A 14,124-nucleotide genomic window follows, 5' to 3' on the forward strand; every position below is an offset into this window, starting at 1 on the left:
GGCTTTAAGTTAGGCTTTGGGAGAACACAAATCGGAGTGACTCATTTATGGTTGAGAAAGTACAAAAAACTGAGGCAGAGTGGAAGCAACAGCTAACACCAGAACAGTTCAAAGTCACCCGGAAAAAGGGGACTGAACGCGCTTTTACTGGCATATATTACGATAACAAAGAAAAGGGTGTTTATCGTTGTGTTTGCTGTGGTAATGAGTTATTCACCTCAGAAACCAAATATGATTCCGGTACGGGATGGCCAAGTTTTTGGGAACCGGTTTCCGAAAATAGTGTCCGATATGAACAGGATAATAGTTTGTTTATGCGCCGGGTAGAGGTACTCTGTGCTAAGTGTGATGCTCACCTAGGTCATGTTTTTGAGGATGGACCAAGACCGACAGGAAAGCGTTACTGCATGAATTCGGCTTCCCTAGACTTTGAAAAGACTGACTAGGTTAATGGGTTTGTAGGAAGTATCACGGAGAATATTTAGATAATCCAGCCCGGTACTTTGGGGCTGGATTTTAATTTGATGGGGGTGCTAATTGAGTTTTAAGGCGCTAACAGGGACATCATCCCAAGACTCGACAGTGCGGAGTTTGGCGACCCAACCCATTTGCTTTTGAGTTTCGGTGAGATTGTTTTGGAAAGACTCATGACATTCCATAGCTTGAGTTTCGTCACAACAAGCAATGCAAGAATAGACAATACCATTGGGATCTAGCTGTTCGTTGACCCAAATTTTCATAGTACCCTCAGTACCCTCAGAGTGTGGATTGTCTAAATATAACGCTGCTGGAGGGGAAAAGGCAAGGCAAGTCGGAAATCAGACTGAGACAGGGGTAATATCTGGATTAATGAATGATGGGGGTGGGTTCACTTTTCACGACCATTAAGGTACGGTTTAACGTACCATAAAGGGAAACTAAAGCAGTTCGGTTATTGCCATATTCTCAGTGTTTAAAACCGAATCCACAACTAAGATAAATTGACTATTCTGTAAGACAAGAGGTAAGAGATAACCTCCAGTAAACCAAGATATAAAACAGGAGCAAAGATTATGGCACTCGTTCGTTTTGGTTGGGAACCTTTCCGGGAAATTGACACTCTGCAACGTCAAATGAATCACTTGTTTGATAGCTTGACTACTACTTCGGAAGATGTGGGTTCGGCATTTGTACCACCAGCGGAACTTGAGGAAACGCCGGAAGCCTTACATCTGAAATTAGAAGTTCCCGGAATGAATCGCGAAGATATTGATGTACAGGTAACAGCGGATTCTATTGCTATCAGTGGGGAACGGAAATTAGAAAGACACACGGAAGAAAAAGGAGTAACCCGCAGTGAGTTTCGCTATGGTAAATTCCGCCGGGTGATTCCTCTACCAATTCGGGTCCAAAATACTAATGTTCATGGAGAATATAAAGATGGCATTCTTAGCCTGACTCTCCCTAAAGCTGAGGAAGAAAAAAATCGGGTGGTTAAGGTCAATCTGGCTTAAATCAGTTACAATGTAGGTGAAGTGAATGCTGATCTGGCTGGCTGATATGTACTCTGAACCCACCAAACCAGCAACTAGACTGCTAATATAAGAGTTAATATAGTTGGGAATGGGGAAGTAAAGGTGATCTGGCTTTGAACCCAATTCCCAATTTTGTTATCTTGTAGATAAGCTAAGAAGGAGGTGCTTGCTGATGTCATCTAAAATGAACTATAAAGATTATTATGGGATTTTGGGGGTGGATAAGAATGCCAGTCAACAGGAGATCAAAAAAGCCTACCGGAACTTAGCGCGGAAATATCACCCTGATGTGAATCCTAACGATCGCACTGCGGAACAAAGATTTAAGGATATTAATGAAGCATACGAGGTTCTTGGCGATCGCGATAAACGACAGAAGTATGATCAATTTGGGAAATATTGGGACCCTTCTAGTGCGGGACCACCACCGGGAGGGGTAGGTGATTTTGACTTTGACCAATATGGTAATTTTGATGACTTTATTAATGAGTTACTAGGCAGGTTTGGCGGTAATCCTCGCCAGCCCTACGGCTATCCCAATGGTGGCGGTTATAGTGGTTTTGATGAGTTTGGTGACTTTTTTGGCGGCGGTAGTAGGGGTTATGAACAAGTCCCGCCCCGCGATTTTACGGCCACATTGCCTCTGACTTTTTCGGAGGCTTTTAAGGGGGTGGAAAAGAAATTTAACTTGGATGGAGAAACAATTAAGGTTAAAATTCCCCCAGGCGCGAAGCCTGATAGTCGGATTCGCTTAAAAGGAAAGGGGGGAGTTAGTCCGACTTCTGGAAAAAGAGGGGATTTATATTTGACTGTTGAACTGGAACCACATCCGTTTTTTCAGTTTGATGGAAATGATTTAATTTGTGAGGTGGGAATTACTCCAGAGGAGGCGGTTTTAGGGGCGGAAATTCAGGTTCCTACCCCTTCGGGTAAGGTGACAATGAAGGTTCCCCCAGGGGTGGCATCGGGACAGTCTCTGCGGCTGCGAGGTAAGGGTTGGCCGATTCCTAAAGGGGGACAAGGTGATCAGATTGTGCGGCTCAAGGTGGTAGCACCGAAAACTTTAAGCGATCGCCAACGACAACTATACCAAGAACTACAACAAATCAGCAGTTTTAACCCTCGCAAAAATCTAGAAAATTGGCTTAATTAAGTAAGATGTATAACCACTCACTAAAAGGAGAAGCTATGAACTCTCAAACTACCTGGGAAAATTTGGTAATCAATCAAACCGGAGAAGTTCGTGACTGGGTGAAAAGGAAATTAATTGAATCGGAAAATATGGCATCTTATACCCGTCCGATTCGGAATTTTGAACGGGATGATTGGGAAAATGCCACAGTTATAGATGTGGAAACTATCGCCTCTGAGGTGGTAGATGATAGACCAGAAAGGTTATGGCGCAAGGTGAATGGCTGGTTTAAAACAGCTAGTGATATTTTGTGGCCGGCAATCTAAAATATAATCAAATGCTTGTTGGGAGACTGGTTAATGCAAGACAAAAAAGGATCTAATTTTGGTCAGTTTGGCGGTTATGCGATCGCCATTGTGTTGAGTGTAGGGTTAACTTTAGGATTCCTGCGATTGTTTCCTGATTGGTTAACCCCTGTAGCCCAGGCGACCATTAAGCAGGAAGTAGTAATGGCATCAAATACGCCACCGGAAACGGTGGCGCGTGTCCCCCAAAGGGTCGGAAATTTTGTCTCCGATGCTGTCAATCGTGTGGGTCCGGCGGTAGTGCGATTGGATACAGAAAGGACTGTTTCTACTAATATTCCTCAACCTTTTTTTGATGATCCATTTTTCCGGCGTTTCTTTGGGGAAGATATGCCACAATTTCCCCGGGAATATCAACAACGGGGACAAGGTTCGGGTTTTATTGTGGACAGTAATGGGATGATTTTAACTAACGCCCATGTTGTCCGAGGTGCGGATAAAGTTACCGTCACCCTGCGAGATGGTCGCCAATTTCAAGGAGAAGTTAAAGGCGCTGATGAACCTTCTGACTTAGCGGTGGTTAAGATTAATGGTAATAATTTACCAGTGGCTAAGTTGGGAAATTCGGCGGAAGTACAGGTAGGAGATTGGGCGATCGCTGTTGGTAATCCCCTCGGATTAGATAATACCGTGACTTTAGGAATTGTTAGCACTTTAAACCGCCCTAGTTCTCAGGTAGGAATCCCTGATAAACGCCTAGAATTTATCCAAACAGATGCGGCTATTAACCCTGGTAATTCTGGGGGACCTTTGTTAAATGAACAAGGGGAAGTAATTGGCATAAATACAGCCATTCGCGCTGATGGTCAAGGGATTGGTTTTGCCATTCCTATTGATACCGCTAAGGCTATTAAAGACAATTTAGCCAGGGGTGAAAGAATCCCTCATCCTTTTATTGGTATTCGGATGATTACTTTAACACCAGAATTAGCTCAGGAATTTAATAGTGATCCTAACTCCATGGTGATGATTCCTGAAATTGATGGAGTTTTGGTAGTTCAGGTTATTCCTGACAGTCCAGCCGCCAACGCCGGTTTACGTCGCGGTGATGTGGTGACTAAAATTGATGGTAAATCCATTACTGAAGCAGACCAGCTACAGAAGGTTGTCGAAAAAGCCCAAATTGGGAAGCCTTTAAGACTGGAAGTTAGACGAGGAAATGCTACGGAACAAATCGCGGTGCGTCCTGGGGAACTACAGGATGCTAACTTGAGTCGGTAAGACTGGGGCTATTCCCTAAGTTGACAATTGTGAAAGTGGCGATCGGGTAATCATTACGCGATCGCCACTTTTCGTGTTTTATAATAAAGTTATCACATTAGCTGGGTTTATGAATAATGCTACCAAAATTCAAAAGACGACTTTTCCTCATTTTAGAAGTCTGGACTATCCATGATTCATTTAGTAAAATTTTTGATTTTTTTATTATTACTTTAATCGTCCTCAATGTCATCGCAGTTTCTTTGGCTACTGTCGCTAATTTTAGACAAAGATATTATGTTTTATTCCAAAACTTTGAATATTTTTCCATTGCGTCCTTTACCATCGAATATCTTTTAAGGCTGTGGTCTTGTACCATAGATGAACATTACAAGCATCCATTATGGGGACGAATTAAATATATGTTTACCCCTTTGGCTTTAATTGATTTAATCGCAGTTTTACCCTTTTTCTTGCCGATGATGATTCCCGATATGAGGGCGGCGCGTTTATTTCGTTTGATTCGATTTTTGCGGTTTTTTAAACTGACTCGATATCTCCAATCATTTAACATGATTAAAAGTGTCTTAAACAATAAAAAAGAAGAGTTAATTATGACTCTGGGTATGGTACTAATTATGTTATTTTTCTCCGGGAGTATCATCTATTTTTTGGAAAATGAAGCCCAACCAGAACAGTTTGCTAATATTCCTTTAGCCATGTGGTGGGCGGTAGTCACATTGACCACCGTTGGCTATGGTGATGTTTATCCCATTACCCCCTGGGGGAGATTATTGGGGGCGGTTCTCGCCATCACTGGTATTGGTATTATTGCACTTCCCGCAGGTATTATCGCCTCTGGCTTTGCGGAGGTCATTGAGGAAAGAAAAGCCCAAAAATATCAAGTCACTACATTTATATGCCCCCACTGTGGTAAAATGATTAATAGTAATGACCTAAAACACGCCCGTCATCGAATCAAAAAAGAGGAGATTATAGAAGAATGGGACTAGAAAGAAGAATGTGTAGGGAAATGTTTGAACCCACGGAAGTGGTGGAACTGCGCCAGATGTGTTTTACCCCTAATCGCATTTGGCAAGCCGGACAATATATGGTGGGGGAGTTGCCAGATATTGCCTTTGATATGGGATTAGTGGAAAGACTGCCTTCCGTGCGCGGAAATAGTGCGGATATCGATACTATTAACCCCTCTGAACATTGATGAATTTCCCCGATTAAAAAAACGAGTTATGGTTAAAGATGCTTATGGGTGGATGCAGCGATCGCTCAATACCATTCACCAGGCTAATTGGTATCGTTCCGTTACACCCATTGCTAGTCTTCCCGGTCCTATCATTACTGTAAATGGGCGAGAAATGCTCAATTTTGCCAGTAATGATTACTTGGGTTTAGCAGGGGATAAACGTTTAATAGAAGCCGCCATGAATGCGACCCGTGAGTGGGGGACAGGAACCACTGGCTCGCGACTTTTAACCGGACATCGGGAATTGCACAGACAGCTAGAATTGGCGATCGCCAACCTCAAAAATACTGAAGATGCCATAGTTTTTAGTTCCGGTTATTTAGCTAATATTGGCACTATTAGCGCCCTCGTTAATCAGCGAGATATCATTCTATCTGATGAGTATAACCACTCCAGTTTAAAAATGGGGGCAAAACTCAGCGGCGCGACCGTTTTTAACTATCCCCACAGCGACATTAATCACCTAACCAACCTGTTAAAAAATCATCGCCACCAACACCGCAGAGGTCTAATTATTACCGACACTCTGTTTAGTATGGACGGTGATTTATCCCCCCTACCACAATTAGTAGAACTCGCCCAAGAGTTTGATAGTATGTTATTAGTCGATGAAGCCCACGCTACCGGAGTCTTTGGAAAAAATGGCGCGGGTTGTGTCGAATACTTCCATTTGACCGGGACTCCCCTGTTACAAATGGGAACCCTAAGTAAGGCTTTAGGAAGTTTGGGAGGTTATGTAGCAGGTTCAGCCACAGCCATTGATTTTTTGCGAAACCGCGCCCCTAGTTGGATTTATACAACGGGTTTAACTCCAGCCGATACAGCAGCCGCTTTAACAGCAATTCAAATTGTCCAACAAGAACCCCAACGACGCGCCAAACTATGGGAAAATGTGGCAAATATTCAGGCAAAATTAAAGAATATTGATAATTCTGAAAATCCCAATTTTTCCGGCTTTACCAGTTTTACTTCCCCCATTTTATGCTACCCCCTAAAAAATGCAGCGATCGCTTTACAGGTAGCCCAAAAATTACAACAGCAGGGAATTTTTGCCCCCGCCATTCGCCCCCCCACCGTCACCACCAGCAGGCTGCGGATTTCCTTAATGGCAACCCATGAACCAGAACATATTGACAAATTGATAGAGTTTATTATGGCAATTTAAACGATTATCTGTTACACTAATTAATGGCTAAATAGGAGTTAATGATGAGTAAGATTATTTTAATTACTGGAGTAAGTCGAGGTTTAGGTAGAGTTTTGACCGAGAGTTTTATTGATTTAGGACATACCGTTATTGGTTGCGCCCGTTCCCGGGAACCCATAGACCTGCTGACCCAAAAATATGGAAAACCCCATAATTTTCAAGTAGTTAATGTCGAAGAACCTCAAGCCGTAGAAAATTGGATTAATCACCTATTTAAAAATTATCCAGCCCCCGATATAGTCATTAATAACGCCGCTATAATTAATCCACTTGCGCCCCTGTGGGAAGTGCCACCCCATGAATTTAATCAGGTAATTGATGTCAATATTAAAGGAGTAGCAAATGTGATCCGCTATCTAGTCCCCGCCATGATGAAACGGGGTACCGGTATCATCATTAATCTGAGTTCCGGTTGGGGGCGATCTACTTCTCCCCAGGTAGCCCCCTATTGTACCTCAAAATGGGCGATCGAAGGTTTAACCCAAGCCCTCGCCCAGGAACTTCCCCCAGGGTTAGCAGCCATTCCCATGAGTCCGGGAATTATTCACACAGATATGTTAGAAATTTGCTATGGGGAAGATGCAGTAGCTTTTACTTCCCCACAGGAATGGGTAAAAAAAGCAGTTCCCTTTATTCTAGGACTTAGCCCCAAACAAAATGGGGTTCCCGTAACTGTTCCCAATTAAATTATCAGCCATTTTTTGAGTAATTATCAACCCATTTAGAACCAAAAATCGTGAAAATTATCAGCCAATATTTAATCAAACTTATCCCCATCATCGGCATAACTGCCCTATTAAGTAGTTGTGCCAACAGTACCCTAGGAGACTCCTTACAACAATCTTTAGAAGCAGATTCACAACTCCAAGAAAATCCCCCTTTTCAGGAATCGGCTGCCACCGAAAATCAACCGATTTCACCCCCCGATGATTTTCTGAAATTACCCGAAAATTTCCCCCAGGAAATCGCCATTTATCCCGGTTCCAACTTACAAGATGTCACCCTCGCCGCCAGCGATACACAAAAAACCTCAACAGTTTGGCGAACCACCGACCCCATTGATTTAGTCAGAACCTACTACCAAAATAGATTGGCATCAGATGGCTGGGAAATAGTTAGCAATGCTGACCAAGAAAGTGATGGTTTGTTGGTGGCGACCAAACAGGATTTACAGGTAACAATTAACCTGAAATTAGACCAAGTATTAGAGGGAAAAACTAAGTTTTCTATAGATTATTCTCGCGACCCAGAAGCGATCGCCTCTCAACCCCAACCTACCCCTTCCGAGTCTCCAGAGTCTCCTGACCCTACAGCCGCAACTTCAAGTCCTACCCCAGAACCTGAAACTACTCCCACCCCTACCCCCACCCCTTCTACAACTGGCGACATTCCCCAGGAATTAAAACAGTTTGCTATGGATGTCGCCAAACTAGGTGTTTTTGAGCAAAATTTTCCTAATCCTAACCAAGCTATTACCAGGGGAGAATTTGCCCGCGCTTTAGTCCAAGCTAACAATAAAATTTATGCTGATATTCCAGGTAGACAAATTCGTTTAGCCATTTCTAGTAGTCAACCTGTATTTACCGATGTTCCCGCTAATCATCCCTATTATTCCGAAATTCAAGGATTAGCTGAAGCTGGCTTAATTCCTAGTTCTTTATCTGGGGATACTACCGCCGTTCAATTCCGCCCAGATGCCCCCTTAACCCGCGAGTATTTAATCCTTTGGAAAGTCCCCTTAGATATCCGCCAAGGCTTACCCCAAGGGACTGTAGATGCCGTTGAACAACGTTGGGGATTTCAGGATGCCTCCAAAATTAATAGTAATGCCATCAGGGCGATTTTAGCAGATTTTGATAACGGAGATAATGCTAATATTCGGCGAGTGTTTGGGTTTACTACCCTATTTCAACCGCAAAAAACTGTCACCAGGGCGGAAGCAGCGACAGCTTTATGGTATTTTGGATTTCAAGGAGATGGGCGAACCGTTAGAGAGATTTTAGAAGTTAATCAGACACCAGTTAGTTAAGCAGTTTTTTGATTATGTGGAAACCAGAACTATTAGCCCCAGCCAAGAATTTAGAAAGATTACAAGTTGCCATTACCTATGGCGCAGATGCTGTCTATCTAGGCGGTCAAAATTATGGATTGCGAGCTAGGGCTGATAATTTTAGCCCCGAAGAATTACAGAGGGGTGTCACATTTGCCCATGAACGGGGGGCTAAAGTTTATGTGACTTTAAATGCTTTCCTCCATGATGAAGATTTTAGCGAATTTGGGGATTATTGTCAACTGTTAGAACAGCTCAATGTGGATGCAGTCATTGTCTCCGATTTGGGAGTTATGCGAGTTATTAAAAACTGTTCTAATCTGAAAATTCACCTATCAACTCAGGCTTCCTGTTTAAATGGATATGCAGCCAGACTCTGGGCTAGATTTGGGGTCGATCGCCTAATTTTAGGTAGGGAAGTTAGCATCACCGAAGCGGGTCAAATGCGGGCTAAATTCTCAGCCGAAAATCCCCAAGCAGCACCCTTAGAAATTGAGATGTTTATTCATGGGGCGATGTGTATGGCATATTCTGGACATTGTACCATTTCTAATTATACCGCCGGACGGGATTCTAACCGAGGTGGATGTATTCAATCTTGTCGCCTTCCTTATCAACTATCTTCTGAGGATTCTACCATTACGTTTATGTCCTCCAAAGATTTGTGGGGTATCTATCAGGTCGGTGATTTTTTCAAACATCACATTTGTTCCCTAAAAATTGAAGGACGGATGAAATCATCCTTTTATGTAGCGATGACTTGTAAAGCCTATCGTCGGGCGATTGATGCTTATTCTCAAGGTGAGTTAACCCCGGAATTATTGCAGGAAATAGTGGCAGATTTACAGTCAATTCCCCACAGGGATTATTTTTCTGGTTCCCTAGAAACGGCGGCGGGTGAGGGTTCGGTTTTTGAGCAAGCCGCCGGAAATAATACCGGAACTCATGATTATTTAGGGATGGTTTTAGATACGACTGAAGAGGCGATCGCTATCAAATTGGTAGAACCTTTATCTGTGGGAGATAAAGTCGAGTTTATCCTGCCCCATTGTCAGCCTATTAATTATCAAGTTAATCGTTTATTTTCCGTAGTCGGTGAGGAGATTAATTTTATGCGAAAAGATGGTATTGTTTGTATTCCAAAATTCCCCGAATTGGCGCAGGTTAACCAACTGCATTTGCTGAGATTATCTCCATCTAAAGTAGAAATAGCAGCCCCATACTCTATGGTTACTGGTAGTTAATTAGGGAATAATTGATGATATTTAATACTTTTGTGGGTAGTTTAGAGGACTTAGATAGATGCGCTAGGGTAGCTAATTTGAGGGAGGTTTTATTAGAACCTTTTTTATTAGCTAGACAGGGAAAGTTAACCGCGCCAGAGGTGTTTTTTCTGGCGGAAGAGGCGAAAAAGCGGGGGTTGCGTCCGGTTTTGGTGTGGGATATTTTAATGACCGAAGGGGTGATGATGCAAATTGTCGATCGCCTCTGTGATTGGGATCTCCTAAATTTTGCCGCTATTCGAGTATGTGATCCCGGCGCGGCAGAATGGTTAATCGTTCATTATCCCCAATTACCTATTCAGTTAATTGTAGAGACAGGAAATCATAATTTTGAGGCATTAACAGGATGGTGTGAACTGTTCGCTGGATGTTTAGAACGTCTGATTTTATCAATTGAAATTCCCGAAAATAAGTTAATTGAATATTGCCAGAAATTACCAGTACCCTGTGAAGTCTTGGGGGTGGGGAGAATTTTGCTTTTTTACTCACCCCGATCGCTATTAGCTGAACATATATCAGAGGAGAATAATCAAGGTTTTCTTGAGGTCAAAGCTAGGGCAGAAGAAAATGGCGATCGCCCCCTTCCAGCGGTAGAAACTCACCACGGAACTTTTCTATTTTTAGATAAAGATTGGTTTATTTTAGATCAACTTGAGGGACTACAAAAGGCGGGTTTACATACCCTGCGCCTAGACCTCAGACATTTCGGGAAAAATGGTAATTTAGCCCCAGATATTGACCAGATATGTGAGCAAATTTTCACCGACCCAGTAACCCTTAAAAACCATTGGCAGACTGAAGCGCGATCGCCATTTTTTAAAGCTAATCGAACTACCTCTATTTTCTCCCGAATGAAGTCAAAATCCAAAATTTCCCATTATCGCAATGATTTATGTGTCGCTGAAGCCTTGGGGGGAGAAAGTGGTAAATATATCGTTTTCCAAGTCCTACGTCCTTTTGATATCTCCGAAATTAATCAAGTGGCAATTCCCACCGGAGAAAAAGTTAATATTCCTGAAACTGTGACATTTAAAAATCTCCAAGGATACCCAATCACAAAAGGCGATCGTGACCAAATTATCATCACCAACTGGATTAAAAAAGTTACCCCAGGTAGTTTAATTTTACGCAATTAATCCTAGGTATGGTCAGCCATAAATTTCAGTTTAAACAGTTTACTATTTTTCAGGATCGCTGTGGGATGAAAGTCGGCACAGACGGGGTAATATTAGGAACCTGGACAGATATAAAATCTGTCGATAATATCTTAGATATTGGGACGGGAAGCGGATTAATTGCTTTAATCTTAGCCCAACGTTCACCGGCGGAAATTGAGGCAGTAGAAATTGATAAAGATGCTTATATACAAGCCAGTGAAAATATAGCTAATTCCCCGTGGCGATCGCGTCTAAAAATCTATCATAATTCTATCCAAAAATATGCGGATTTCTGTGATATACAATACGATTTAATCATTTCTAATCCCCCCTTTTTTGCCAATGCTTATAAACCCGATAATCATCAAATAGCCCTCGCCAAACATAGCGACAGCCTCTCCCAGATAGATATCTTACAAGTAACTACCAAATTATTAAAACCCACCGGGAAACTGGCAATAATTTATCCCACAGCAGCCGCCATCAAGTTTCAAGAAATCGCCGCCACTTTCGGATTATATTGCGATCGTCAATTGTTAATCAAACCCACAGCTACACATTCCGTTAAACGCATAATTATGGAATTAGGAAAAACTCCAAAAACCTGTCAGACAAACACCTTGATAATTGAAAAAGACCGACACATTTACAGTGATGAATTTATCGCCTTAATTCGTGATTTTTATTTAAAATATTAAAGGCTCGAATTGTCATCAGATGAATAGTGAGATAAATCATGCTATAATTAGATAGCAGTTGTCAATTAATGGAGTTATCAACATGGTAAAAATACTCGATATTTCCGTTGGTCTACACTCCCAACTACCTACTTGGCCAGGAGGTTTAAACTTTCAACTTGAGTCTACCAAAACCATTGACCAACATGGGGTAAATGTTTCTAAAATGGCAAGCAGCGTTCATGTGGGAACCCATGTAGATGCCCCCTCTCATTTTATTGATGGTGGTCCTACTGTTGAACAACTATCATTAGAGACGTTAATCGGGCGGGCTTTAGTAATTTCCGTGGCTGATGTTACCGCAATTACTGCTAATTTATTAAATAAATTAAACATCCCCAAAGACACGGAAAGACTCTTGTTTAAAACTGCCAATTCTCAGCTTTGGGAGCGAGGAATATCGGAATTTAAACAAGATTATGTTGCCTTAACTGCTGATGCAGCCCAATGGGTAGTTGATGCTGGTATTCAATTAGTCGGTGTTGACTATCTTTCAGTTCAAAGGTTTAATGATAGTCCCTTAACCCATGAAATCTTATTGACTGCAGGAGTGGTTATTTTAGAAGGCATTAATTTAGCTGAAGTTGCACCGGGAGAATATCAGTTAATTTGTCTACCTTTAAAAATTATCGGGTCAGAGGGTGCGCCAGCTAGGGCGGTTTTATTGCCATATAACTGTAGCAATGGCTAAGATGCCAAAACTGATAATTATTAGCCCAGACACTCGATTAACCCATTGAAAAATAGTAGAATTTAAGCGATCGCGAAATAATTCAATGAACCCCACCAAGAGTAACCACCAGAGGGCGGAACCCAAAAAGACTCCTAACACTAACAAAGTTGCATCAAAATAGTTATTGGTTTCCCCTAAACCCAAACCCGAAAAAATACCAATAAACCCTAAAATCGTCATGGGATTAGTGAGAGTTAACAAAAATGTGGAAGCATAAGCACCGAGTTTATGGTTAATTTGAGCAGACTCATTAGCTGGTTTATCCCGAAAAATTTTTAAGCCCAAATAGCATAAAAATAAACCGCCCAATATTCTTAATAATGTTTGTTGACCGAGGAGTAAACTAGAAATTGCGGTGAGTCCAAAGCCAGCCATAAAGCCATAAATTGCATCAGCAGTAGCCGCGCCCAAACCAGATAATAAGCCAACTATTTTACCTTGAGTAAGAGACCTCCTAATACATAAAATTCCAATGGGTCCAACTGGCGCAGCAATGGAGAAGCCAATAACTAAACCTTTAGCCAAAAACATAATATTCATCTGGGTATTTGATGGTTGAACTATTACATGATATTATCAAATTTATAAATTGCAAAAATTATCAGTAATGTCTGTTACCGTCATTATTGATGTTTGGGAGGCAGGTTGGTTGTAAAATATGATTGTATGACCCGATATGGAAAATTAAATTATGACTAATTTCTGGGATACAGAACTTTATCTAAGTTCCGACAAAGACCAACTATTTGAACAGGAAACCTGGCCAAAACCTTTTACTTTTAATGAAGATGTGGTGCGGGTTTTTGATGATATGGTTTCCCGTTCGGTTCCCCTATATAAAGAAGTGGTCGCCTGTGCGGTACAATGGACGAAAGCCTATTATCAACCTGGTACTAAAATTATTGATGTGGGTTGTTCAACGGGGACGTTTTTAGAGTTACTGGGGCGATTTTTAAAAACACCTGCTACCCTAGTTGGTATTGACAACTCGGAACCCATGTTAGCGAAAGCTAAAGAAAAGTTATCAGGTTTAGAAGACATTCACGACATAGAGTTAATCTGTCAAAGTGCGGAAAATAGTAGTTTTGAAAATAGTAGTATTGTGGTGATGAATTATACTCTACAATTTCTGCCAGTTCACCAGAGACAACAGGTTTTAAATGCGGTTTATGAAGGGTTAGTTCCGGGTGGTTTATTATTCCTGAGTGAAAAATTACGATCGCCTTATCCCCAATTCCAGGAAACCATGACCCGCCATTATGAAGCCTTTAAAACCCGAAATGGCTATGCTCAAAATGAGATTGAACGCAAAAAGGAAGCCCTAGAAAATGTCTTGATTCCCCTCACTCAAATGCAACAGGTAGCCATGCTGCATGACAGTGGCTTTGCGGCTGTTGATTCTTTGTTAAAGTTTCACAATTTCACCTCATTTATTGCTCTAAAATAACCCCAAATAAACCTTCCCTAATTATTGATAAAAAC

18 protein-coding genes are annotated in these 14,124 nt (G+C 41.8%); 15 read left to right on the forward strand and 3 right to left on the reverse strand.

Annotated elements, in window-relative coordinates; all coding sequences use genetic code 11:
• Positions 1–47 precede the first annotated feature (47 nt).
• Entirely contained in the window at positions 48–446 is a 399-nt protein-coding gene (msrB, locus tag NLZ44_RS17150; protein ID WP_008056400.1) for a peptide-methionine (R)-S-oxide reductase MsrB, read from the forward strand.
• A gap of 87 nt (positions 447–533) precedes the next feature.
• Here msrB and NLZ44_RS17155 read toward each other — a convergent pair whose 3' ends face one another.
• The gene (locus NLZ44_RS17155) at positions 534–740 is read right to left on the reverse strand and encodes a hypothetical protein (RefSeq protein ID WP_006622460.1); all 207 of its coding nucleotides are present in this window, start codon (positions 738–740) and stop codon (positions 534–536) included.
• 312 nt (positions 741–1,052) lie between these two features.
• Between NLZ44_RS17155 and NLZ44_RS17160 the strand changes: the two genes are divergently transcribed.
• From NLZ44_RS17160 to NLZ44_RS17175, 4 genes are all read left to right on the forward strand, one after another.
• The gene (locus NLZ44_RS17160) at positions 1,053–1,493 is read left to right on the forward strand and encodes an Hsp20/alpha crystallin family protein (RefSeq protein ID WP_493750562.1); all 441 of its coding nucleotides are present in this window, start codon (positions 1,053–1,055) and stop codon (positions 1,491–1,493) included.
• A gap of 193 nt (positions 1,494–1,686) precedes the next feature.
• Positions 1,687–2,667 carry a DnaJ C-terminal domain-containing protein gene (locus NLZ44_RS17165; protein WP_493750563.1) on the forward strand — a complete coding sequence of 327 codons (981 nt, stop codon included), beginning with the start codon at positions 1,687–1,689 and terminating at the stop codon, positions 2,665–2,667.
• Between the two features lie 35 nt (positions 2,668–2,702).
• Complete coding sequence (locus NLZ44_RS17170; protein ID WP_493750564.1) at positions 2,703–2,972, forward strand: hypothetical protein; 270 nt, start codon at positions 2,703–2,705, stop codon at positions 2,970–2,972.
• A 33-nt stretch (positions 2,973–3,005) separates the two neighbouring features.
• The gene (locus tag NLZ44_RS17175; RefSeq protein WP_493750565.1) at positions 3,006–4,232 is read left to right on the forward strand and encodes an HhoA/HhoB/HtrA family serine endopeptidase; all 1,227 of its coding nucleotides are present in this window, start codon (positions 3,006–3,008) and stop codon (positions 4,230–4,232) included.
• A 97-nt stretch (positions 4,233–4,329) separates the two neighbouring features.
• On the opposite strand, the gene NLZ44_RS17180 is transcribed toward NLZ44_RS17175, so the two are convergent.
• A complete protein-coding gene (locus NLZ44_RS17180) occupies positions 4,330–4,464 on the reverse strand; it encodes a hypothetical protein (protein ID WP_493750566.1) in 135 nt (44 codons plus the stop codon).
• Here NLZ44_RS17180 and NLZ44_RS17185 point away from each other — a divergent pair.
• The 9 genes from NLZ44_RS17185 (at position 4,400) to NLZ44_RS17225 (ending at position 12,600) form a co-directional block, all read left to right on the forward strand.
• On the forward strand, positions 4,400–5,224 hold the full coding sequence (locus tag NLZ44_RS17185) for an ion transporter (RefSeq protein ID WP_493753023.1): 825 nt from the start codon (positions 4,400–4,402) through the stop codon (positions 5,222–5,224). The genes NLZ44_RS17180 and NLZ44_RS17185 overlap by 65 nt on opposite strands.
• Positions 5,215–5,433, forward strand: coding sequence for a hypothetical protein (locus NLZ44_RS17190; protein WP_006622453.1), 219 nt, complete (start codon positions 5,215–5,217; stop codon positions 5,431–5,433). Before NLZ44_RS17185 ends, NLZ44_RS17190 begins: the two co-directional genes overlap by 10 nt.
• Before the next feature lie 28 nt (positions 5,434–5,461).
• Complete coding sequence (bioF, locus tag NLZ44_RS17195; RefSeq protein ID WP_493750567.1) at positions 5,462–6,640, forward strand: 8-amino-7-oxononanoate synthase; 1,179 nt, start codon at positions 5,462–5,464, stop codon at positions 6,638–6,640.
• Positions 6,641–6,684: 44 nt separating this feature from the next.
• Positions 6,685–7,368: an SDR family oxidoreductase gene (locus NLZ44_RS17200; RefSeq protein ID WP_493753024.1), complete on the forward strand. Its 684-nt coding sequence runs from the start codon at positions 6,685–6,687 to the stop codon at positions 7,366–7,368.
• A gap of 50 nt (positions 7,369–7,418) precedes the next feature.
• Positions 7,419–8,711: an S-layer homology domain-containing protein gene (locus NLZ44_RS17205; RefSeq protein WP_493750568.1), complete on the forward strand. Its 1,293-nt coding sequence runs from the start codon at positions 7,419–7,421 to the stop codon at positions 8,709–8,711.
• 14 nt (positions 8,712–8,725) lie between these two features.
• Positions 8,726–9,976, forward strand: coding sequence for a U32 family peptidase (locus NLZ44_RS17210; protein WP_493750569.1), 1,251 nt, complete (start codon positions 8,726–8,728; stop codon positions 9,974–9,976).
• Between the two features lie 14 nt (positions 9,977–9,990).
• Positions 9,991–11,151, forward strand: a complete 1,161-nt coding sequence (locus tag NLZ44_RS17215; RefSeq protein ID WP_008056387.1) for a U32 family peptidase — start codon at positions 9,991–9,993, stop codon at positions 11,149–11,151.
• Positions 11,152–11,159: 8 nt separating this feature from the next.
• A complete protein-coding gene (locus tag NLZ44_RS17220) occupies positions 11,160–11,870 on the forward strand; it encodes a tRNA1(Val) (adenine(37)-N6)-methyltransferase (protein WP_493750570.1) in 711 nt (236 codons plus the stop codon).
• Between the two features lie 82 nt (positions 11,871–11,952).
• Positions 11,953–12,600 (forward strand): cyclase family protein, encoded by a 648-nt coding sequence (locus tag NLZ44_RS17225; RefSeq protein WP_493750571.1) that lies wholly within the window; start codon positions 11,953–11,955, stop codon positions 12,598–12,600.
• Here NLZ44_RS17225 and NLZ44_RS17230 read toward each other — a convergent pair.
• Positions 12,571–13,182 (reverse strand): LysE family translocator, encoded by a 612-nt coding sequence (locus NLZ44_RS17230; protein WP_108615160.1) that lies wholly within the window; start codon positions 13,180–13,182, stop codon positions 12,571–12,573. The two genes, NLZ44_RS17225 and NLZ44_RS17230, sit on opposite strands and share 30 nt — an antisense overlap.
• Positions 13,183–13,333: 151 nt before the next feature.
• Here NLZ44_RS17230 and cmoA point away from each other — a divergent pair, with 151 nt between their 5' ends.
• Positions 13,334–14,089: a carboxy-S-adenosyl-L-methionine synthase CmoA gene (gene cmoA / locus NLZ44_RS17235; protein WP_006622443.1), complete on the forward strand. Its 756-nt coding sequence runs from the start codon at positions 13,334–13,336 to the stop codon at positions 14,087–14,089.
• Positions 14,090–14,124: the final 35 nt, after the last annotated feature.

This window comes from Arthrospira sp. PCC 9901, from assembly GCF_059013425.1.